Origin of the sequence: Barnesiella sp. (assembly GCF_022723415.1) — a bacterium.
GTDB classification, from domain to species: Bacteria; Bacteroidota; Bacteroidia; order Bacteroidales; family Barnesiellaceae; genus Barnesiella; species Barnesiella intestinihominis.
Window position 1 is genome coordinate 24,256 of sequence record NZ_JAIJHU010000021.1, and the last position, 22,034, is coordinate 46,289.

The following is a 22,034-nucleotide window of genomic DNA, read 5'->3' on the forward strand; positions in this document are numbered from 1 at the left end:
AATTTGTAATATAGATAAGTAATGTACATTTGTACAAAAATTACACATTCATATGAGACTTAATCACGTTGCACTATGGGCAGACGATATCGAATCGGTTCGTCTTTTTTATATGAAATATTTCGGCGCTTTATGCAATGACAGATATGTCAATGAATCTAAGAAATTTACTTCTTATTTTTTATCTTTTGATGAGGGAACAGCTTGTATTGAATTAATGAATCGTCCTGATATTTTAGATATGCCTTTCAACCGAGGCCAAGTGAAAGGTTTGGCCCATTTGTCTATATCGGTAGGTAGTCGAGAAGCTGTCGACGAGCTTACCCGACGTTTGCAAACCGATGGATATACGGTTATAGGACAACCACGGCTTACCGGTGATGGATTTTATGAGAGTACTATACTCGACCCGGAAGGTAACAATGTCGAAATTACCGAATGATAAATTAGTAAATCCCAATCAACTGATAAAAATTTCGGGTATCACAGACTGAGTGTCGGGAATAGAATATTTTTCTAACAGTTGAAAGCAGTGGCGTTGAGAACGGAGCTTTGTTTCCCGACTTTGAACATAGTGATTTTCTAAATTTTCGTCTATATAACAAGCCTTGACATTATCTTGCAGTTGAAGAGATATAATTGATAATATTTCATTTTTTATGCTTTGGTCGAATATGGGAACAGCAGTCTCAATGCGTCTGTTCAAGTTCCGTCGCATCCAATCTGCCGAAGAAAGGTATATATCCTCATGTCCACCAGCGTAAAAATACCAAATACGCGCATGTTCCAAATAAGAATCTATTATGCGAATCATACGGATATTGCGACTGTAAGGTTGGTTGGGAACTAAACAATTAATACCTCTTACGATCAAATCTATATGTACACCCGCTTCGCTGGCATCATAAAGAGCATTTATCATATTCGTATCATGCAGTCCATTCATTTTTAATATAATATGGGCTTTCCGACCTTGACGAGCCTCTTCGATCTCAAAATTTATTTTCTGTTTCAACACATCGACCATGTTGAATTGAGCGACCAATAAAGTTTGGAAATATCGGTCATTTGACGAGCCGTCTAAAATGGAAAATAATTTATCCAATTCGCTGGTAATTTCCCTATTTACAGTGAACAGGCCCATATCCGAATAAATTCGAGCCGTATTTTCATTAAAATTCCCTGTACTTAAAAAAGCATAAGCTTGTGGCTGATTTTTGTGAAGTGTAGAACATTTGATTAATAATGCTTTTGCATGTACTTTTAATCCGGGAGTACTATACACCACGCGAATCCCAGATTTTCGCATCAGTTCGGAAGTTATGATATTGTTTTCCTCGTCGAACCGTGCCTTTATCTCTACATATACAGTTACTTGTTTTCCCTTTTGTGCAGCATAAAGTAAACGATCTATGATTTCGGAATTTTCAGCGACACGGTATTGGGTGAGTTTTATGTCGGTAACGTTAGGATTATCGGCAGCCTCGGTAAGAAAACGGGTTAAATAACTAAACGACTGATATGGAAAATGAATTAGAAAATCCCGTTGCCGAATAACTTCGAACATGGTTGGTGCACTATCGAATGCCAGTATCTGCATAGGCGAGGGGAGTACTTCGCTTAATTCTTTTCCGGTTAGATTCGGTAACTTCGATAAATCTTCCAAATTAAGGTATCTCCCTGATCGAATACACTGTCCGTGAGGAATATCATAGGCATCACAAATGTATTGCAGCATATCTAAGGGCATGCAGCCATCGTAAACCAATCGATTGGCATTCCCTATTTTCCTCTTCTTTACGCGCTTGCGTACCGCATCGACGATGTTCGCTACCTCTTTGGCTTCTATGGAAAAATCTGCATCGCGAGAGACTCTTATCGCATAGTGAGAATCGATAATAAATCCGGGAAATACGACGTCTAAATTTAAGGCGATCATATCGTCGATAAACATCAGATAATTTTTGCCATCGTGAGGTGTGAGATTTATGAAACGAGGTACTTTACTAAATGGTATCTTTATTTGGGCATAAAACGGTTGTCTATCGGGATCTCCTTTCTTGTACATTTTTATGGCCAAATAAAGTCGATTGTCTCGTAAAAAAGATACAATATCGTTTTTTAGGATCAAGACCGGTTGTAGGAAAGGGAATACCTCTTCTTTAAAGAAATTACGAATCTCTTCTTGATGACAATTTTCTATTTGTTCGTTGTGATACAATACCATTCCTTCTTTTTCAAGTTCAGGTATAATCTCGTTGAAAAAGAACTTATTGAAAATATCTACTTGTCGATTTACTTCTTGATTGATTGCGCTCAGTGTATTTTCGGCCTGTCGTTTATCCTCGATGCTTTGCAGTGGATCAGATAGTATTTGGTGATATTCCGATACTCTCACTCTATAAAATTCTTCTTGGTTGGACTGATAGATAGACAAAAATTTTATTCGGTCAAATAACGGAACCGTATGATCCATAGCTTCCATTAATACTCTGTAATTAAAAGAAAGCCAACTTATATCGCGTTTAAAATATTTTCGAACATTTTCCATAGTGGTTTATGTTGATTAAGTAACGGTAAATATACAAATAATGTACGTTTGTACAAATTTTTTTCTAAATTTGCACATAGGCTATTAATGGTACGAACAAACTTCTCTCAATAAAAAATAATAGAGAATGGATCATAAATCTTTTTTGATACAATTACAATCCCGATTGGGCAAAGATAAAGGAGAAATTGACAGCTATATGTCTGCATTCCTTCAAATTTTGAAAGAACGTTGTTCTCAGATGGACACTGTGGCAATACAAGGATTCGGGTTATTCGAGCCCAAAAAGAAATTGGAACGAGTAGTCGTGAATCCGTCAACCGGTAAGCGTATGCTTGTCCCTCCCAAGATGATTCTGTCATTTAAACCGGGGAGTGCTATTAAAACTAAACTTAAAATGTTGTCTTCCAAATGAACGAAAAAATATCTTTTCCCGATTTGGTTGGATTGCTTTCTTCAAAGATGAATATCACGAAGAAAGAAGCTGAAACTTTTTTGAAAGAATTTTTTACTGTTTCAACAGAAGTCATAACTTCTGGTGAAGAGTTGAGAATAAACGGGTTAGGTTTATTTAAACCTATATGGGTAGAAGCCCGAGGAAGTATCAATGTTCAAACCGGAGAACCTGTGGAGATACCGGGGCACTATAAACTGTCTTTTATTCCTGATAAAGTACTGCGTGAAGCTGTTAATGCCCCATTTTCCAGCTTTTCTGTCGAAGTCCTCAATGATCATGTGCCGATTGAGGATATGACGGCCGTTCCAAGTCAAGATATAGATGAAAATAACGACATTTGTAATACCGAAAATGTAGAACTACAAGATTCAAAAGAAATTCGAGAAAAAGAAGAGGAAGATGAACCCATAGAACCGGCTCATGAATATATTCAGGAAGATAAATCAGCCGATGAAGAATCTTCTGAATCTACTGTATCATCACAGGAAATAGAGAAATTTCAAGAGGAAATTATTCAACCCGAATCAGAGACGAAAGTAGAAGAAAAAGAGGAAGATTGTTATGAAGATTATTTGCGGAAATCGGCTTCTCGAAAATCATTCTGGTGGGGTGTACTGTCCGCATTCGGCATTATTATAATATGCTTGGCCGGAGGTATATTTTTTATGGGAAATGATAGCCCTTATGTTGTGAAAATCGGAGAATATACTCTGTCTTTGGGAAAGCAGTCGATCGATTCGCGACCCATGAACAACAATCCCGAATCGGTTGTTCTACCGGAAAATAAAGATACACTTTCAGAAATGGAAAAGGATTCTGTCCTTAAAGACTCGGTAATCTCGGTTTCTCCCCTCGCAGCACCTGAGGTCAAGCCGGTTATAGAAACTATTCGATCAGGAGTATTTCTGACGACATTGGCTCGAAAATATTTTGGGCATAAGGCATTTTGGGTGTATATTTATGAAGAAAACAAGGACGTGATTAAAAATCCTAATCAAGTTCCGATTGGGACTCGTTTAACCATTCCAAGTGCATCGAAATATGATATTGATGCAAACAATAGGACTTCTGTCGAGAACGCTAAGGCATTAGCCGCGAAAATACAGAGTCGTTATGAATAAATATCAACAGAGTCGTTAGCTGAATAAGTTAGCGACTTAGTCTTTTTTAAGTGAATAGTTAGCCATTTTTAACGCGATTGGGTATATATAGAACCAGTGTATGGCTAATTTTGCGACAGAGAAAGTCAAAAAACGTATAAATTAAAAATACAAAAAGATAAAACGTATGAGTGAAACAGTAGATATTCGGGAGTTGAACGATCTGATCGCCAGTAAAAGTTCGTTCGTGAATATGATAACACAAGGCATGGATCAAGTTATTGTCGGTCAAAAACATTTGGTGGATTCACTGATGATAGGATTGTTATCCAACGGACATATCTTGCTTGAAGGTGTACCGGGTCTGGCAAAAACTTTGGCTATAAAAACATTGGCTTCTCTCATTGATGCAAAATATAGCCGAATACAATTCACGCCCGATTTACTGCCTGCCGATGTCATGGGTACGATGATATATAGTCAGGCAAAAGAGCAATTTCAAATCAAGAAAGGTCCTATTTTCGCCAATTTTGTTTTAGCAGATGAAATTAACCGGGCTCCTGCAAAAGTACAAAGTGCGCTATTAGAGGCCATGCAGGAACGTCAGGTTACCATTGGTGAGCAGACGTTTAAATTAGACGATCCGTTTTTGGTTATGGCTACTCAGAACCCGATAGAGCAAGAAGGTACATATCCGTTACCGGAGGCACAGGTGGACCGTTTTATGCTTAAAGTAATTATCGGATATCCTAAAAAAGAAGAAGAAAAACTCATTATACGTCAGAATATAAGCGGACGAAAAATAGATATTAAACCCGTTCTGCAACCGTCTGAGATTATTGAAGCGAGAGAGATTGTCCAAAAAGTTTATATAGATGAAAAAATAGAACGGTATATTGTTGATATCGTATTTGCAACACGTTTCCCCCAAGATTATGGTTTGGGAGAGCTGAAAGAAATGATATCATTCGGGGCCTCTCCTCGTGCATCTATTAGTCTGGCCTTAGCAGCCCGGGCTTATGCATTTTTAAAACAACGGGGCTATGTTATTCCCGAAGATGTGCGAGCCGTTTGTCACGATGTATTGCGTCATCGTATCGGGTTGAGCTACGAAGCCGAGGCCAACAATATGACCGCAGAAGAAATTATTAGTGAAATACTCAATAAGGTAGAAGTTCCCTAAACGATGTTCGGGATATAATTTATGGAAACCAGTGAGCTGTTAAAAAAAGTTCGTCATATCGAGATAAAGACGAGAGGTCTTTCCCGTAATATATTTGCGGGGCAATACCATTCGGCTTTTAAAGGTCGGGGTATGGCGTTCTCCGAAGTTCGAGAATATCAATATGGCGATGACGTAAGAGATATAGACTGGAACGTGACGGCACGTTACAATAAACCTTACGTGAAAGTATTTGAAGAAGAAAGGGAATTGACAGTCATGCTTTTGGTCGATGTCTCTGCCAGTAGAAATTTTGGAGCGGTAGGAGAGGCCAAACGTGAGATGATGGCCGAAGTCGCTGCAACCATTGCATTCTCGGCTATACAAAATAACGATAAGATAGGTATGATATTTTTTTCCGATAAGATAGAAAAATTCATACCTCCTAAAAAGGGCCGCAAGCATATTTTGTATATCATACGAGAACTTATAGACTTCCAACCCGAGAGTACAGGAACTAATATAAGTTTGGCTCTGGAATATATGACAAACGCGATCAAGAAACGATGCACGACGTTTTTGATTTCTGATTTCGTGGACGGGAACGACTATAAAAATGCTTTATCGATAGCAAATCGTCGTCACGATTTGGTGGCAATACAAGTATATGACCGACGTGAAACTCAATTACCCGATGTAGGATTGATTAAACTCCAAGATTCCGAGCGAGGGTGTGAGCAGTGGGTAGATTCGTCTTCGGCAAACGTGCGAAACCGATATGCCGCTTGGTGGAATTCGAGACAAGAAAGAATGCTTGCGACTTTACGTAAAAGTAGAGTCGATTTAGCGACTATCGCAACAAACGATGATTTTGTCGTAGCCCTTATGACTCTCTTCAAGCGAAGAGGGTAGATTAAAAATCTATGTATATATGAAAAGAAGGTATATAATATTACAGTTGTTGGGTCTTTGTTCTGTATTGCCGGTATTTATGGCAACTGTATCTGCCCAGAATAATATAGTCGTGCGAGCCCAAATGGATTCTGCCGCTATTATGATGGGAGATCAAACTACGGTACGATTAGAGGTTTCTCAGGATAAAGATAAATTTGTGAAGTTACCCATTATTCAAGATACGCTTGTTACAGGCGTAGAAGTGTTGAAGGTATCTAAACCCGATACGATTGATTTGAAAAACAATCGGATACAAATAAATAATGAAGTTCTTGTCACCTCGTTCGATTCGGGACTTTATTACCTACCTCCGTTCAAATATGTCATAGAAGACGATACTTTCGAGACTCAGGCGTTGAGTCTCAAAGTAGTACCGGTTCCGGTTGATACAACTCATGCAGAGTTCGATATAAAAGGAGTAGATGCACCACCTTTCGTATTGATGGATTACATTCCGTCGTGGGTAATATATTTATTGGTCGCTTTAATCGTCATAGCGGCAGGAATATATGCATATTGGCGTTGGGGGCGGCGGAAAAAAGGCGAAGAAATTATCGATGAAAAAATGTTGGTTCCGCCTTATGACCGGGCAATACAAGCTTTACACGAATTAAAAGACTCTAAACTTTGGCAACAAGGTCAGGAGAAGGCCTATTATACGACTTTAACGGAGATTCTTAGAGAGTATATCGACGAACGATTTCATATCAATGCAATGGAAATGACTTCTTCTCAAATTATTGAAACATTGCATCGTAACGAAGAGACAAAAGCTGTCAATCGGCAATTACGAGATATTCTTGAAATGGCCGATTTCGTGAAGTTCGCAAAAATGAGACCTCTGCCGGACGACAATGAGCAGGTAATGCGTTATGCCGAGACTTTTGTTGAAGAGACTAAACCGGAAGAAAAGGCTCCTGAATCCGAGAATCAGGCTTCCGAAAAAACGGAATAAAAAGAGATGTTGAACGAAGGTTGATAACAGCCTTTAAAATAATTTGAAAATGGTATTTGCAAATCCTTTATATTTACTTCTGTTGTTATTGATTATACCGGTAATAGCATGGTATATTCTTAAACAGAAGCGTATGCAGGCTGCACTACAAGTCTCTACGACACAGCCATTCGATAAAATGCCGCGTACATACAAAATTTACCTGCGGCATTTCAATTTTGTTTTGCGTGTTTTGGCAGTGGTTCTTTTGATTATTGCATTAGCTCGTCCCCAATCTACCGATAGCTGGCAAAATTCCTCTACCGAAGGAGTGGATATAGTGCTTGCCCTTGACATTTCTGGAAGTATGTTAGCCCGCGATTTCAAACCGGATAGAGTAGAGGCGGCAAAAGATGTAGCTGCACAGTTTGTTTCCGGGAGAGAACACGACAATATAGGCTTGGTGATCTTCGCCGGGGAAAGTTTTACCATGTGTCCGATGACAACAGATCATGCCGTCCTTCTTAATTTAATGAAAGATGTCCATTGCGGTATGGTCGACGATGGAACAGCAATCGGTGATGGTTTGGCAACCGCTATTAACAGAATAAAAGACGGACCAGCCAAATCGAAGACAATTATACTGCTGACCGATGGTACGAACAATGCCGGTGACATTGCGCCGGCGACCGCGGCACAAATAGCGAAGTCGTTTGGAATCCACGTTTATACGATAGGGGTGGGAACAAAAGGATTAGCGCCTACACCGGTTCAGACACCGTATGGCATTACATATCAGAATATGCCGGTCGAAATGGACGAAGAGGCCTTGAAGCAAATTGCAGAGACAGCAGATGGAAAATATTTCAGGGCAACGAACAAAAACGTCCTCAAAGGTATTTTTGAGGAAATAGATAAATTGGAGAAAACGAAGCTAACAGTTAAAGAATTCAGCGTAAAAGAGGAAGAATACACTATTTGGGCATTAATGGCTCTCTTATGCTTAGGTTTGGAAATTGTTCTTCGTCATACGTTATTGAAAAATATTCCTTAAACAGAAGTTGATTATGTTTCGATTTGCACAACCTGAATACCTATATTTATTGATCATTGTTCCTATATTGTGGGGACTGTTTATCTATGGGCGTTATCGGTCCCGACGTAATTTGGCCAAGTACGGCAATCCGTCGGTGCTGGCTCCTTTGATGACCGATGTCTCAAAATATAAACCGTGGATTAAATTTATTATTCAACAATTGGCGTTTATTGTCATTGTATTTATGTTGGCGCGCCCCCAGTTCGGTTCTAAACTCGAAACCGTAAAGAAACAAGGAGTCGAAATTATGATAGCGCTAGACGTCTCCAATTCGATGATGGCGAAGGATATAGCGCCTAATCGATTGGAAAAAGCAAAGATGATGTTGTCCAAACTCGTAGATGAATTGGACAACGACAAGATAGGTCTTATTGTTTTTGCAGGAGATGCTTATACTCAGTTACCGATTACATCGGATTTTGTGTCTGCTAAAATGTTTTTGAATACCATTAATCCCAATATGGTTCCGACACAAGGTACAGCTATTGGTCGGGCTATTTCTACTGCGATGAATTCATTTACACCCAACGAAGGGGTAGATAAAGCAATCATTGTCATAACCGATGCAGAAAATCATGAAGACGATGCTGTTCAAATGGCAAAAGCTGCGGCCGGAAAAAATATCAAAGTAGATGTAATCGGTATCGGGTCGTTGGAAGGTGTTCCTATCCCGACCGGGAACAGTGAAAATAACTTTATTAAAGACAGAGACGGTAATGTAGTTATTTCGAAATTGAACGAGTCTCTCGGCCAAGAAATAGCAAAGGCAGGAACTGGTATTTATGTTCGAGCCGATAATACCAATAGTGCATTGAGAGCCTTGACCTCAGAAGTAAAGAAAATGAAAAAGGCCGATATTGAGAGTAAGGTCTATTCGCAATATGATGAACAATTTCAGGGGCTGGCGTGGATAGCATTGTTATTATTAATAGTAGATGTGTTTATTGTAGACAGAAAGAACAGTTGGTTAAAAAAGATAACTTTCTTTTCATAAATATGTTGAGATATGAAATCTATCAGATATATAATGTATTTTGTGTTGATGAGCATGACAATGAGTTTGCTCGCACAAGAGAATGCACAGGCTGTTGCGCAAGGTGAAAATAAAATAGATGAAAAAGTCGAACGCAATACGATTAGAAAAGGAAACGGATTATTTAACGATAAAAAATATACCGAAGCTGAGATCGAATACCGTAAAGCTCTGGAAGCTAACCCTTCGTCGGAAATTGCAACATACAATTTAGGTGCGGCGCTTTACAAACAGCAGAAATGGAATGATTCTCGCAACGAATATAGAAAAATCGTACAAGCATCGTCCGATTCTTTACGAGCAGCACACGCTTGGCATAATCTTGGAAACATATCGTTCCAAGAAAAAAATTATGCTCAAAGTATAGAAGAATATAAAAATGCTCTCCGACGAAATCCGAAGGACGACGAGACGCGTTACAACCTCAGACTGGCACAATTGCTGTTAAAGAAACAACAACAAGAGCAACAAAATCAAGATAAAAACGACGACAAAGACCAGCAAGATAAGAACAAAGATCAACAAAAAGACCAAAAGCAAGATCAACAAGAGCAAAACAACAATCAAAATAACCAAGATAAAAATAAAGATCAACAAGAACAAAATAAACCACAGCAGCAACAACCACAACAATCTCAAATGTCGAAAGAGAATGCACAACAAATTCTCGATGCGATTCAACAGGACGAACGAGATACACAAGAAAAAGTCCAAAAAGCGCTGATGCAGCAACAAAAACGTAAAAAGACCGATAAAGAATGGTAGAATCATATAACATAGTTATATAAATAGTTATGAGAAAATATTTAATAATGTTTGGGGCTTTGGTCTGTATGGCAACTCTGTGGGCCGATAATGTGCGGTTTGCAGTAGATGGACCCAGACAAGTGATACAAGGGCAACAATTCCAATTGGAATATACTTTGTATAATGCATCAGGTAAAGATTTGAGGTTACCTGAATTTTCTGGCTGTAAAGTATTATATCAAGGAACGAGCTCAGGCACGAGTGTATCTGTTGTAAACGGTAATGTCGATAGACAAACAACGGAAACACATGTAATTACTTTGAGAGCGGAAAAAGAAGGTAGCTACACTTTTGCACCGGCTACAATCTCGGCCGATGGGCGTACTTTTTCTACCAATACATGGAAGTTAACGATACTTCCTCCCGATAAAACATCGTCCTCGGCAGGCGGTGCTTCGAGACAGTCGATGGGAGAAGAAGCTGGAAATACGGAATTATTTATTCGGACTGTACTTTCGAAGACAAAAGTATATGAACAAGAAGCATTGCTGGCAACGATAAAATTATACACTCGGGCATCGGGTGTACAAGCAGAGAATTATAGCTTCCCTTCATTCGAAGGATTTGTGGTACAGGATATAGACTTACCTCAAAACACGTCGTTCGAATTGGAAAATTACAATGGGGTGAACTATAAAATGGCGATTTTGAAACAATGCCTTTTGTTCCCTCAACGTACCGGGAAAATAACTATAAATCCGGGAAAATTCGAATTTCAAGTAGAAACATACCAACTCGTTAATGGACCGTTCGGCCCGATGAGAGTCCCACAAGGGGTAAGTCGATCTGTTAGTTCGAATGCTGCTTCTGTCGAAGTAATGCCTCTACCGGCGGGTAAACCGGTCTCATTTATGGGAGGAGTAGGTAATTTTACATTGAGTAGCTCGATTAGTTCTACACATGTGAAAGCAAATGAAGCAATAACTTTAAAATTGATATTCAAGGGTTCGGGAAATTTGAAATATATGAAAAATCCCGATTTGAAATTACCCAACGATTTCGATACTTACGACCCCAAAGTAGATGTTTCGGTAAAAGCTACGACAGGAGGAGTTAGCGGTACTCGGACGGTAGAATATACTACGATTCCTCGTTTTGCGGGTAAATTCAAAATACCGGCAGTAGAGTTCTCCTATTTCGATACAAAATCCAAACAATATAAAACTTTACATACAGAAGAGTACGAGATTACAGTCGAAAAAGGTGCTTCTGGTGAGGGAGGAAAAACCGTTTCTAATTTTTCCAACAAAGAAGATTTAAAATTACTGAACCGGGACATTCACTACATTAAATTAAACAAGATGAACTTGGTGCAGACTCCTTCGATATATGTAGATAATTGGAAATATTGGTTCTGGTATATTTTACCGACATTAGCTTTTTGTATTTTTGTACTTATAAATCGCAAACAAGCAAAAGCGAATGCCAATGTCGCTCTGATGAAAAACAAAAAGGCCAATAAGGTCGCATTGAAGCGATTGAAAGTTGCAGGGAAATATCTGAAAAATCATGACAAAGAACATTTTTACGACGAAGTACTCAAAGCCATATGGGGATATTTGAGCGATAAACTCAGTCTGCCGCTTTCTGAACTTACTAAGGACAATGTTGCAACTGAGCTGGAAAAATATGGGGCAGGAGAAGATCTAATATCTACGTTCAATGATATCCTGAGTCGATGTGAGTTCGCTCAATATGCACCGGCACAATCAAATGAAACTATGGAGGAGTTATATTCACAAACTCTCGATGCTATAAGCAGAATGGAAAATACAGTAAAAAAGTAAAATAGGGAAAAATGAAAAAGATATATATTTATTTACTTTTTGTAGTTATAGGAATATCGCCTATATATAGCCAGACAACTTTGACACAAGCCAATGAAGCTTATGGGCAGGAAGATTACATTAAGGCAATAGAATTATATGAGCAGACATTAAGAGAACAAGGCGTATCGTCCGATTTATATTATAATTTAGGCAATGCTTACTATAAACACAATGAGTTTGCGAAAGCAATACTAAATTACGAACGAGCTCTATTACTGAATCCCGGTAATGAAGATGCCCGTTTTAATTTAGAGATGGCCAATACCCACATCGTTGATAAAATCGACCCGGTAGGTAAGTTCTTTCTTTCCGTATGGATAGATTCATTACGCAATTTTTTGTCATCGAATACATGGGCAGTCATAGGAATAGTTTCATTTCTATTGTTTATCGGAGGTCTATATTTATATCTGTTCTCCAAGTCTGTCAAAGCAAAGAAATTCGGTTTTTTTGGAGGAATTATACTTTTCTTGATTGCTGTTCTTGCCAATTGGTTTGCATGGGGACTGAATAGTAAGTTAAAAGCCCGTAGTGAAGCCATCGTATTTGCTGCGACTGTTCCGGTAAAAAGTTCTCCGGCAGAAAGTGGAACAGACCTCTTTATTTTACATGAGGGGACTAAGGTCTCTATATTAAGTAAATTGGGAGACTGGTCCGAGGTCAAGATAAGTGACGGAAATCGCGGGTGGTTACCCTCTTCGTCAATAGAAATTATCTAATTCTATGTCGATACTCCAACAATTAATAGAATGGGATAAAGAATTATTACTATTTTTAAATAGTATGCATACCCCGTTTGGAGATAAATTCATGTGGGTATATACAGGAAAATACACATGGATACCTTTGATATTATCTCTTCTATTTGTCCTATTCAGAAAAAATTGGAAAGAAGCTCTATTGGTCTGTGTAGCTCTCGCAATAACCATTACATGCTGCGACCAGTTCGCCTCTACTTTGTGTAAACCTTACTTTGCCAGATTGAGACCAGCCCGTGATCCTGAATTATCCGAATTTGTGCAAATAGTAAATGGTTATAGAGGCGGACGTTATGGATTCATATCCAGCCATGCTGCGAATAGTTTCGGAGCAGTGGTCCTGTTATCCATGATTTTTCGGAATAAATTTTTTGCAGTCACATCGCTCATTTGGGCTATCGTAAATTGCTATTCACGCATATATTTAGGCGTTCATTATCCGGGTGATATCTTAGCGGGGATAATTTCGGGAACAATTATTGCTGTCATAATTTGTATTGTATTAAATGGATTCCGAAGTTTTTTGTTAAATAAAAAATTCTTGAACAATAGGGAATCGCCATACATAAAAGATCCCGATATACGAATAACGACGGGAGTAATCTATTTAAGTGTACTCTGCATAGCTGTTTATGCCTTGATTGCAACATATTCTTGATGCTTCATAAAATTTTACTCACAAAATTTGGATATAAAGAAAATAGAGCATAAATTTATTGCGTATTCAATAGAGTACAATTAACCAAATAATTAACCATAAAAACATTACCCTTATGACTAAGACAATCACATTTAACGAACTTCGTCGCATCAAAGACAGTTTGCCAGATGGTTCAATGCATAGAATAGCAGATGAGTTGAATGTTACCACACAGACCGTACGTAACTATTTCGGAGGCAGTAATTATTCATTTGGGAAAAATTGCGGCCTTCACATAGAACCGGGGCCCGACGGGGGAATCGTAGTCCTTGATAATACGCAAATATACGATATGGCAATTCGTATTCTTGAAGAAGAAAATAAAAAATAAAAGGGATAAATTGACAATGAAAAAAGACAGGTTGATAACGTTGGCGATTCATACTTATCCAAAGGCTCTTATTTTAAAGGGCGTTTTGGAAAGTCAAGGAATAGCTGTCGTAATTCAGAATGTCAATTTATTAAAACCAGTTATATCTCCGGGGGTGCGAGTGCGAATTCATGAGAAAGATTTGCCTCACGCCCTCGAGATTTTAGAAACCGATCCGGTGTTTGGGAAATCAGAAGTTTCTGACAAACCACAGAAAAATAGGATTCTTATACCGATTGATTTTTCTGATTATTCTTTACAAGCATGTCGATTAGGTTTTGATTTTGCAGCTACCCATCAAGCAGAAGTCGTATTACTACATACTTTTTTATCTCCTTTTTCCACAGGGTCACTCTCCTTGACAGAGACAATCTCCTATGAGTTAAAAGAGAGTGAAGAACATAAACTATTATTCGCAAAGGCCAATCGGGAGATGGCAAACTTTTGCGAAAAATTGCAGCGATTGATGACAGATGGAGATTTTCCTTCTGCACCATTCATTTATAGGGTGTGTGAAGGTGTCCCTGAAGATACGATAATCTTAATGGCTAAGGAATTGAATCCATCGCTCATAGTCATGGGTTCAAGGGGAAAAACTCGTAAAGAGATCGATCTAATAGGGAGTGTCACGGCAGAAGTAGTAGATTCCGGTAATTTCCCGGTGTTCGCTGTCCCAGAAGGATTTACTCATACTTGTATGAACGAAATAAAAAACATTGCTTTTTTTACTAATTTCGATCAACAGGATTTAATCTCTCTGGACACGTTCATGCGTTTATTCGAAAACTATTCGTTTGGTATAATGTTTTTACACTTAACGGAAAAAAGCGATGCATGGACAGAAATTAAATTAGCAGGTATTCGAGACTACTGTCAATCTCATTATCCGGGAAGAGAAATAGATTATAAGATTATCGGTGAGGAAAATTTTTTAGATAACGTAGAAAAACTTTTTCATGAATCGGCCATAGATGTTATGGTTGTTCCCAATCGTAAACGAAATATATTTGCACGTCTTTTCAATCCGAGTATCGCTCACAAAATGTTATTTCACACCGACACTCCATTAATAGCCATTCCTTCTTGAATAAATTTTCGACAATGACACCTGTTCTTTCTAAGTGAAAAGAGGAGGAATCTTTGTCAGTAATTATTTCGACGCCACAATTCTCAGGTGACGTTTTGTCAGATTTTAAGCAAATAAATCTTTTGGCATAGATTTGGATATATATATAATGTTCTCACGAAAGCGAGAACATTATATATAAAACGAAACATTAACTAAAATAAAAAACGATGAAGATTAAACCATTAGCAGACAGAGTATTGGTACTTCCAGCTCCCGCAGAAGAAAAAACAATCGGTGGTATTATTATCCCCGATTCGGCAAAGGAAAAACCCCTCAAAGGTAAAGTGATCGCCATTGGTAATGGTACGAAGGACGAAGAAATGGTGGTAAAACCCGACGATACTGTTTTATATGGCAAATATGCAGGTACCGAAATCGAGTTAGATGGTGAGAAATATCTGATCATGAAACAATCCGATATTTTAGCTATTCTTTAATGTGTTTAATGTTTAACTTTATTAGGTAAAAAACTATGGCAAAAGAAATTAAATTCAATATTCAAGCTCGTGAAGAATTGAAAAAAGGAGTCGATGAATTGGCAGATGCCGTTAAAGTCACTCTCGGTCCTAAGGGTCGTAATGTAATTATTGAGAAAAAGTTTGGTGCACCTCATATTACAAAAGATGGTGTGACAGTTGCCAAAGAAATAGAATTGGAAGACCCATTTCAAAACATGGGTGCTCAATTGGTAAAAGAAGTTGCTTCTAAAACAGGCGATGATGCCGGTGACGGAACAACGACAGCAACAGTATTGGCACAAGCCATCGTAAACGTAGGCCTTAAAAACGTAGCTGCCGGAGCCAACCCCATGGATTTGAAACGAGGCATCGACAAAGCCGTAGCCAAAGTGGTAGAAGGCATCAAGGCTCAGGCTCAGGAAGTAGGCGACGATTTTGAGAAAATCGAATCGGTCGCTCGTATCTCGGCCAACAACGATAGCGAGATTGGCCAACTCATTGCCGAGGCTATGAAAAAAGTAAAGAAAGAAGGTGTTATCACGGTAGAAGAGGCCAAAGGTACCGATACGACTGTCGATATTGTAGAAGGTATGCAGTTCGACCGGGGATATATTTCTCCTTACTTCGTTACGAATACCGAGAAAATGGAGTGCGAAATGGATACTCCGTATATTTTGATCTACGACAAAAAGATTTCTGCCTTGAAGGATATGCTTCCCGTTCTTGAAGCTACGGCACAAACAGGTCGTCCTTTACTGATTATAGCAGAAGATGTCGATAGTGAGGCTTTGGCAACTTTGGTTGTAAACCGTTTGCGCGGGTCTCTCAAAATCTGTGCTGTAAAAGCTCCCGGATTCGGGGATCGTCGTAAAGAAATGCTCGAAGACATAGCTGTTTTGACAGGTGGTGTAGTTATTTCTGAAGAAAAAGGATTGAAATTGGAATCGACGACAATCGAAATGTTAGGTCGTGCTGAAAAGATTACGGTAAACAAAGAGAATACCACGATTGTCAACGGTATGGGAAGCAAAGATTCCATCGCTGCACGCGTTGCCCAAATCAAAGCCCAAATAGAAACGACAACCTCCGATTATGATCGTGAGAAACTGCAAGAACGTTTAGCCAAATTAGCTGGTGGAGTCGCAGTTCTCTATATTGGAGCCGCTTCCGAAGTCGAAATGAAAGAGAAAAAAGACCGTGTAGACGATGCGTTAAGCGCTACAAGAGCAGCTATTGCCGAAGGCATCGTTCCGGGTGGAGGTGTTGCATACATTCGTTGTATCCCCGCATTAGATGGTTTAAAGGGAGCAAATGAAGATGAAACGACAGGTATTGAAATTGTAAAAAGAGCCATAGAAGAACCTCTTCGCCAAATTACCGCTAACGCCGGAGTGGAAGGTGCTGTTGTCGTTCAAAAGGTTAAAGACGGAGAAGGAGACTTTGGATACAACGCCCGTACAGATACCTATGAAAATTTCTTTGCAGCAGGCGTTATTGACCCAGCTAAGGTAACTCGTGTAGCTCTGGAAAATGCAGCCTCTATCGCAGGCATGTTCTTGACAACAGAATGTGTGATTGCCGATAAGAAAGAGGAAAATCCTGCACCCGCTATGCCGGCTCCCGGAATGGGCGGCATGGGTGGAATGATGTAATTCCTCGATTTCCTGACAAATAATAAGAAAGGGAGTATCTGAAAAGATACTCCCTTTCTTATTATTTATAAAGCATATTCGATATTTATTGTATTTTTGTGATGTGAAAGTCATATATATCGTTTTAGGAAGTATCTCTCTGTGTTTAGGAGTTATGGGGATTTTTCTACCTTTATTACCTACAACACCATTTCTTTTGTTATCTAGTATTTTATGGTTCCGTGGTTCCCCGAGACTATATAAGTGGCTATTGAATCATAAACGGTTAGGGCCATACATTCGAAATTTCATGGAAAACAAAGCTATCCCTCTACGAGTAAAGGTTATCTCCGTTTCATTAGTTTGGCTGACTTTGCTGTATTGTTCATTTTTCATGTCTGGAAATATATGGTTAGCATCTCTTTTTATAGTTTTAGCGATAGGTATAACTTGGCATATTCTTTCTTATAAAACATTGAGTAAATAAAAAAGAGGGTATCCTTTACGGACACCCTCTTTTTATCGATCATCACTCTTTTATTGCTATTTATATTCGTCCCAACTTTTGATTTGTATATCATCGATACTCAAACTGCAAAATGCCTGAATAAATGCCGATGCCAATCGGGCATTTGTAATAAGCGGGATATTAAAGTCAATGGCGGCTCGGCGTATCTTATATCCGTTATCCAACTCTTTTTGAGTTAGATTCTTGGGAATATTGACTACCAAATCGATTTGTTTATTGTGCAACATTTCTAATGCCTGAGGCTCACGGTCACTTTCACTCGGCCAGTATACTTTCACCGCAGGAATACCGTTATCGGTAAGGAATTGGTGAGTCCCTCCTGTTGCAAATAAATTATATCCCTTTTGATACAATAATTGCGCTGCTTCAAGCATATCGGCTTTCTGCTTTGTTGTTCCCGTTGAGAGTAAAATATTCTTTTGGGGTATTTGATATCCGACCGAAAGCATAGCCTTTAATACAGCTTCACTCGTATCGAGCCCTATACAACCGACCTCGCCGGTCGAAGCCATATCCACACCCAATACAGGGTCGGCCTTCTGTAACCGGGAGAACGAGAATTGAGATGCTTTAATCCCGACATAGTCCAAATCAAATTCGTTTTTATTCGGTTTTTCCACTGGAAGCCCCATCATTACTTTGGTAGCTAACTCGATAAAATTAATTTTCAATACTTTCGATACAAAAGGGAAACTCCGAGAAGCTCTCAGGTTACACTCGATGACCTTGATATCGTTGTTCTTGGCTAAAAATTGAATATTGAAAGGCCCCGATATGTTAAGCGCCTGAGCAATCTGTCCGGCAACCTTCTTGATACGCCGCATAGTCTCGACATACAATTTTTGAGGTGGAAATTGTATGGTCGCATCACCAGAGTGAACACCGGCAAACTCAATATGCTCGGATATGGCATAAATCAGGACTTCACCATTACGGGCAACAGCGTCCATTTCTATTTCTTTGGCATTCTGAATAAATTCACTCACAACGACAGGGTGTTTTTTAGAAACATTAGCTGCCAGTTGTAGGAACTGCTCCAACTCCGTATTGTTCGAACAAACATTCATTGCCGCACCGGAAAGCACGTAAGAGGGTCGAACCAATACCGGATAACCGACTTCTTTCACGAAATCGTAAATATCTGACAACGACGTCAGTTCTCGCCAACGGGGCTGGTCTATACCTAACGAGTCGAGCATAGAAGAGAACTTGTGACGGTCTTCTGCATTATCAATACTCTTGGCTGTCGTTCCCAATATATTAACATGCTGTTCGTCAAGACGGGTAGCCAAATTGTTCGGTATTTGACCTCCGGTCGAAAGAATAACCCCATGAGGATTTTCCAATTCGAGAATATCCATTACCCGTTCAAAGGTCAATTCATCGAAATAGAGTCGGTCACACATATCGTAATCTGTCGAAACAGTCTCGGGATTGTAGTTTATCATTACACTCCGATAGCCCTCTTTACGTATTGTGTTCAACGCTTGGACTCCACACCAATCGAATTCCACCGAGGAACCTATACGGTAAGCGCCTGACCCCAATACGACAATAGATTTTTTGTCTCCGAGATATTTCACATCATTGGCAATACCGCTATAAGTCAAATAAAGGTAATTGGTTTGAGCCGGATACTCGGCTGCCAACGTGTCGATTTGTTTTACAACAGGAACAATCCCCAATGATTTACGATATTTACGCACCCATTGCATATGGCAATCTTCCATTTTATCTTTCCAAATGGCTCGTGCTATTTGGAAATCGGAGAACCCTTGTATCTTCGCCCGACGTATCAATTCCGCCCCGGCCTTTTTATCGCTTTTGAATTGTGCGATCGATTCGTCGAGAGTTTCCAGCTCTTGAGCTGTACGAACAATGTTCATTAATTTTTGCAGGAACCAGCGATCTATTTTCGTTAATTCATGTATTTGATCGACGGTATACCCTGCACGCATGGCTTTGCTGATCACGAATATCCGCTTATCCGTCGGTTCATGCAATGCCTTGTCGATATCAGGAATAACCAAATCTTTATTTTCAACGAATCCGTGCATTCCTTGTCCAATCATACGGAGTCCTTTTTGAATGGCTTCCTCGAATGTTCTGCCGATAGCCATCACTTCTCCGACCGATTTCATACTTGATCCGAGCTCCCTGTCTACACCTTGAAATTTTCCCAAATCCCAACGAGGAATTTTACATACGATATAATCAAGAGCTGGTTCAAAGAAAGCACTGGTCTCTTTGGTGACCGAGTTTTTCAAATCGAACAACCCGTATCCCAATCCCAATTTTGCTGCAACGAAAGCCAAAGGATATCCGGTAGCCTTAGAAGCCAAAGCAGACGAACGACTTAGCCGCGCATTCACTTCGATGACCCGATAGTCTTCCGATTTAGGATCGAACGCATATTGTACGTTACATTCTCCGACAATACCGATATGGCGTATAATCCGTATGGCTAATTCGCGCAATTTATGATATTCGCTATTGGTTAATGTCTGAGAAGGCGCTACAACGATACTTTCGCCCGTATGAATCCCCAACGGGTCGAAATTTTCCATATTACATACTGTAATACAGTTGTCGTAACGATCTCGAACGACTTCATATTCTATTTCTTTCCACCCTTTCAGCGATTTCTCCACCAGTATTTGTGGGGAAAAGGAAAGCGCTTTTTCTGCTTTTACACGCAATTCTTCCTCGTTATCGCAGAAACCACTGCCCAATCCTCCTAATGCATAGGCCGCTCTGATAATAATAGGATAACCCAGCTCGGAAGCTGCCTTCGCTGCATCTTCTATCGAATTGACAGCCTCGCTTTTAATGGTTTTAACATCAATCTCATCTAACTTTTTAACGAAAAGTTCTCGGTCTTCGGTATCCATAATCGCTTGAACCGGAGTTCCCAAAACTTGTACGTTATACTTTTCTAATATTCCAGATTGATAGAGTTGAACACCGCAGTTGAGAGCTGTTTGTCCCCCGAAAGCCAGAAGTATCCCTTCGGGTTTTTCTTTTTGAATGACACGTTCTACAAAATAGGGGGTAACTGGCAGAAAATAAATTTTATCTGCCACTCCTTCCGAAGTTTGTACCGTCGCAATATTGGGATTAATAAGAATAGTCGTGATACCCTCTTCTTTGAGCGCTTTCAATGCCTGTGACCCAGAATAGTCAAATTCACCCGCTTCACCTATTTTCAAGGCTCCGGAGCCCAACAATAATACTTTTTTGATTTTCTTTATTTCAGTTTGATTCATAAGGCTTTTTATTTCCGGATTACAACATATTTACAAACTCATCAAATAAAAACTCCGTGTCGGTTGGCCCGCTAGCCGCTTCCGGGTGGAATTGTGCTGAGAAATAAGGCTTCGATTTGTGCCGTATTCCTTCATTCGTGCCATCGTTCATATTGATAAACAACGGTTCCCAATCGGATCCAAGAGTCGAATTATCGACTGCAAAGCCATGATTCTGAGAGGTGATAAAACACCTGTTCGTCCCGACTTGCCGCACGGGTTGATTGTGACTTCGATGACCGTATTTAAGTTTATAGGTGCGAGCACCTCCGGCTTTCGATAAAAGCTGATTCCCCATGCATATTCCAAATATTGGTTTTGTCCCATTCATGGCTTTACGAATATGTTCTACCGTAACATCGCACATATCAGGATCCCCCGGGCCATTAGAGATAAACAGCCCATCATATTCAATCGTATTGAAATCATAGTCCCACGGCACTCGAATGACTGTAACATCTCTTTTGAGCAGGCAGCGAATAATATTGTGTTTTACACCGCAATCTACCAATACTACTTTTTTATTACCGTTACCATATCGAATTACTTCTTTACAACTGACTTTGGCGACCAAGTTAGTTAAATTAGGATCGACGAAATCAATATCTTCACCATCTTCGAAAACAATTTTCCCTTTCATGGAACCATGCTCTCGCAATAGTTTGGTTAACTCTCGAGTATCGATATCGTAAATTCCTACGATTTTTTCTTCTTTCAACCAATCGGCAAGGCTTTTATCAGCATTCCAATGACTGTATTCAAACGAGTAATCCGATACGACCAACGCTTCGACATGGATTTTTTCCGATTCATAAAATCGAGATAATCCATTTTCCTCTTCACGACGAGGTACGCCATAATTCCCGATGAGCGGATAAGTAGTAACTAAAATTTGACCGGAGTAGGAGGGGTCTGTCAAACTTTCGGGATAACCCATCATAGCCGTATTAAAGACAACCTCGCCAGCAACAGGTTTTTCGTAGCCAAATGATTTCCCCTCGAATACGGTTCCATCATCAAGGATTAGAGAAGCCTTTCTTTTTGTTTGCATTACGATAGAATTATATTTTGTATTAGTAATTAGCTCGAATAAATATTGTGGATTTCTATCGTGAAAACCATGCAAAGGTAATGAAAAAATCCCTATTCTTCCGGTTTTATAAACATATTGTAAAAATAAATTTTTGTTATGCTATTATTCTGCAATAATATACAGATAGTTGTTTATATT

20 protein-coding genes are annotated in these 22,034 nt (G+C 39.3%); 17 read left to right on the plus strand and 3 right to left on the minus strand.

The genetic code is table 11. From position 1 onward, the window contains the following. The first annotated feature begins 52 nt into the window (after nt 1-52). A complete protein-coding gene (locus tag QVD32_RS05905; RefSeq protein WP_021892562.1) occupies nt 53-442 on the plus strand; it encodes a VOC family protein in 390 nt (129 codons plus the stop codon). 18 nt (nt 443-460) lie between these two features. On the opposite strand, the gene ppk1 is transcribed toward QVD32_RS05905, so the two are convergent. Beyond that, nucleotides 461-2,551: a polyphosphate kinase 1 gene (gene ppk1 / locus QVD32_RS05910; RefSeq protein WP_021892563.1), complete on the minus strand. Its 2,091-nt coding sequence runs from the start codon at nt 2,549-2,551 to the stop codon at nt 461-463. A gap of 127 nt (nt 2,552-2,678) precedes the next feature. Here ppk1 and QVD32_RS05915 point away from each other — a divergent pair, with 127 nt between their 5' ends. The 16 genes from QVD32_RS05915 to QVD32_RS05990 all read left to right on the plus strand — a co-directional run bounded on the left by QVD32_RS05915 (nt 2,679) and on the right by QVD32_RS05990 (nt 17,456). Further along, nucleotides 2,679-2,966 (plus strand): HU family DNA-binding protein, encoded by a 288-nt coding sequence (locus QVD32_RS05915; protein WP_008862087.1) that lies wholly within the window; start codon nt 2,679-2,681, stop codon nt 2,964-2,966. Further along, on the plus strand, nt 2,963-4,129 hold the full coding sequence (locus QVD32_RS05920) for an HU family DNA-binding protein (RefSeq protein ID WP_021892565.1): 1,167 nt from the start codon (nt 2,963-2,965) through the stop codon (nt 4,127-4,129). Before QVD32_RS05915 ends, QVD32_RS05920 begins: the two co-directional genes overlap by 4 nt. 166 nt (nt 4,130-4,295) lie before the next feature. Next, nucleotides 4,296-5,291, plus strand: coding sequence for an AAA family ATPase (locus tag QVD32_RS05925; RefSeq protein ID WP_008862085.1), 996 nt, complete (start codon nt 4,296-4,298; stop codon nt 5,289-5,291). Between the two features lie 21 nt (nt 5,292-5,312). Continuing rightward, nucleotides 5,313-6,182 (plus strand): DUF58 domain-containing protein, encoded by an 870-nt coding sequence (locus QVD32_RS05930; protein WP_021892566.1) that lies wholly within the window; start codon nt 5,313-5,315, stop codon nt 6,180-6,182. Nucleotides 6,183-6,201: 19 nt separating this feature from the next. Continuing rightward, nucleotides 6,202-7,179, plus strand: a complete 978-nt coding sequence (locus tag QVD32_RS05935) for a hypothetical protein (protein ID WP_021892567.1) — start codon at nt 6,202-6,204, stop codon at nt 7,177-7,179. A gap of 49 nt (nt 7,180-7,228) precedes the next feature. Continuing rightward, nucleotides 7,229-8,212, plus strand: a complete 984-nt coding sequence (locus QVD32_RS05940) for a vWA domain-containing protein (RefSeq protein WP_021892568.1) — start codon at nt 7,229-7,231, stop codon at nt 8,210-8,212. 13 nt (nt 8,213-8,225) lie between these two features. Continuing rightward, the gene (locus QVD32_RS05945) at nt 8,226-9,248 is read left to right on the plus strand and encodes a vWA domain-containing protein (protein WP_021892569.1); all 1,023 of its coding nucleotides are present in this window, start codon (nt 8,226-8,228) and stop codon (nt 9,246-9,248) included. Between the two features lie 12 nt (nt 9,249-9,260). Then, entirely contained in the window at nt 9,261-10,052 is a 792-nt protein-coding gene (locus tag QVD32_RS05950; protein WP_021892570.1) for a tetratricopeptide repeat protein, read from the plus strand. Nucleotides 10,053-10,081: 29 nt separating this feature from the next. Beyond that, nucleotides 10,082-11,881, plus strand: a complete 1,800-nt coding sequence (locus tag QVD32_RS05955) for a BatD family protein (RefSeq protein ID WP_021892571.1) — start codon at nt 10,082-10,084, stop codon at nt 11,879-11,881. A gap of 11 nt (nt 11,882-11,892) precedes the next feature. Next, nucleotides 11,893-12,642, plus strand: coding sequence for a tetratricopeptide repeat protein (locus tag QVD32_RS05960; protein WP_008862078.1), 750 nt, complete (start codon nt 11,893-11,895; stop codon nt 12,640-12,642). 64 nt (nt 12,643-12,706) lie between these two features. Next, the gene (locus QVD32_RS05965) at nt 12,707-13,339 is read left to right on the plus strand and encodes a phosphatase PAP2 family protein (RefSeq protein ID WP_229033621.1); all 633 of its coding nucleotides are present in this window, start codon (nt 12,707-12,709) and stop codon (nt 13,337-13,339) included. A 115-nt stretch (nt 13,340-13,454) separates the two neighbouring features. Then, a complete protein-coding gene (locus QVD32_RS05970) occupies nt 13,455-13,712 on the plus strand; it encodes a hypothetical protein (RefSeq protein ID WP_008862076.1) in 258 nt (85 codons plus the stop codon). A 16-nt stretch (nt 13,713-13,728) separates the two neighbouring features. After that, nucleotides 13,729-14,838 carry a universal stress protein gene (locus QVD32_RS05975; protein WP_021892573.1) on the plus strand — a complete coding sequence of 370 codons (1,110 nt, stop codon included), beginning with the start codon at nt 13,729-13,731 and terminating at the stop codon, nt 14,836-14,838. 209 nt (nt 14,839-15,047) lie between these two features. Beyond that, nucleotides 15,048-15,317 carry a co-chaperone GroES gene (locus QVD32_RS05980; protein ID WP_008862074.1) on the plus strand — a complete coding sequence of 90 codons (270 nt, stop codon included), beginning with the start codon at nt 15,048-15,050 and terminating at the stop codon, nt 15,315-15,317. A 35-nt stretch (nt 15,318-15,352) separates the two neighbouring features. Further along, a complete protein-coding gene (gene groL, locus QVD32_RS05985; RefSeq protein ID WP_008862073.1) occupies nt 15,353-16,990 on the plus strand; it encodes a chaperonin GroEL in 1,638 nt (545 codons plus the stop codon). A 103-nt stretch (nt 16,991-17,093) separates the two neighbouring features. Beyond that, nucleotides 17,094-17,456 (plus strand): YbaN family protein, encoded by a 363-nt coding sequence (locus QVD32_RS05990; protein WP_118687179.1) that lies wholly within the window; start codon nt 17,094-17,096, stop codon nt 17,454-17,456. Between the two features lie 56 nt (nt 17,457-17,512). Here QVD32_RS05990 and carB read toward each other — a convergent pair whose 3' ends face one another. Both carB and carA read right to left on the minus strand, forming a co-directional pair. Further along, a complete protein-coding gene (gene carB, locus QVD32_RS05995) occupies nt 17,513-20,764 on the minus strand; it encodes a carbamoyl-phosphate synthase (glutamine-hydrolyzing) large subunit (RefSeq protein WP_021892574.1) in 3,252 nt (1,083 codons plus the stop codon). Nucleotides 20,765-20,783: 19 nt separating this feature from the next. Continuing rightward, nucleotides 20,784-21,854, minus strand: coding sequence for a glutamine-hydrolyzing carbamoyl-phosphate synthase small subunit (gene carA, locus QVD32_RS06000; RefSeq protein WP_021892575.1), 1,071 nt, complete (start codon nt 21,852-21,854; stop codon nt 20,784-20,786). Nucleotides 21,855-22,034 lie beyond the last annotated feature (180 nt).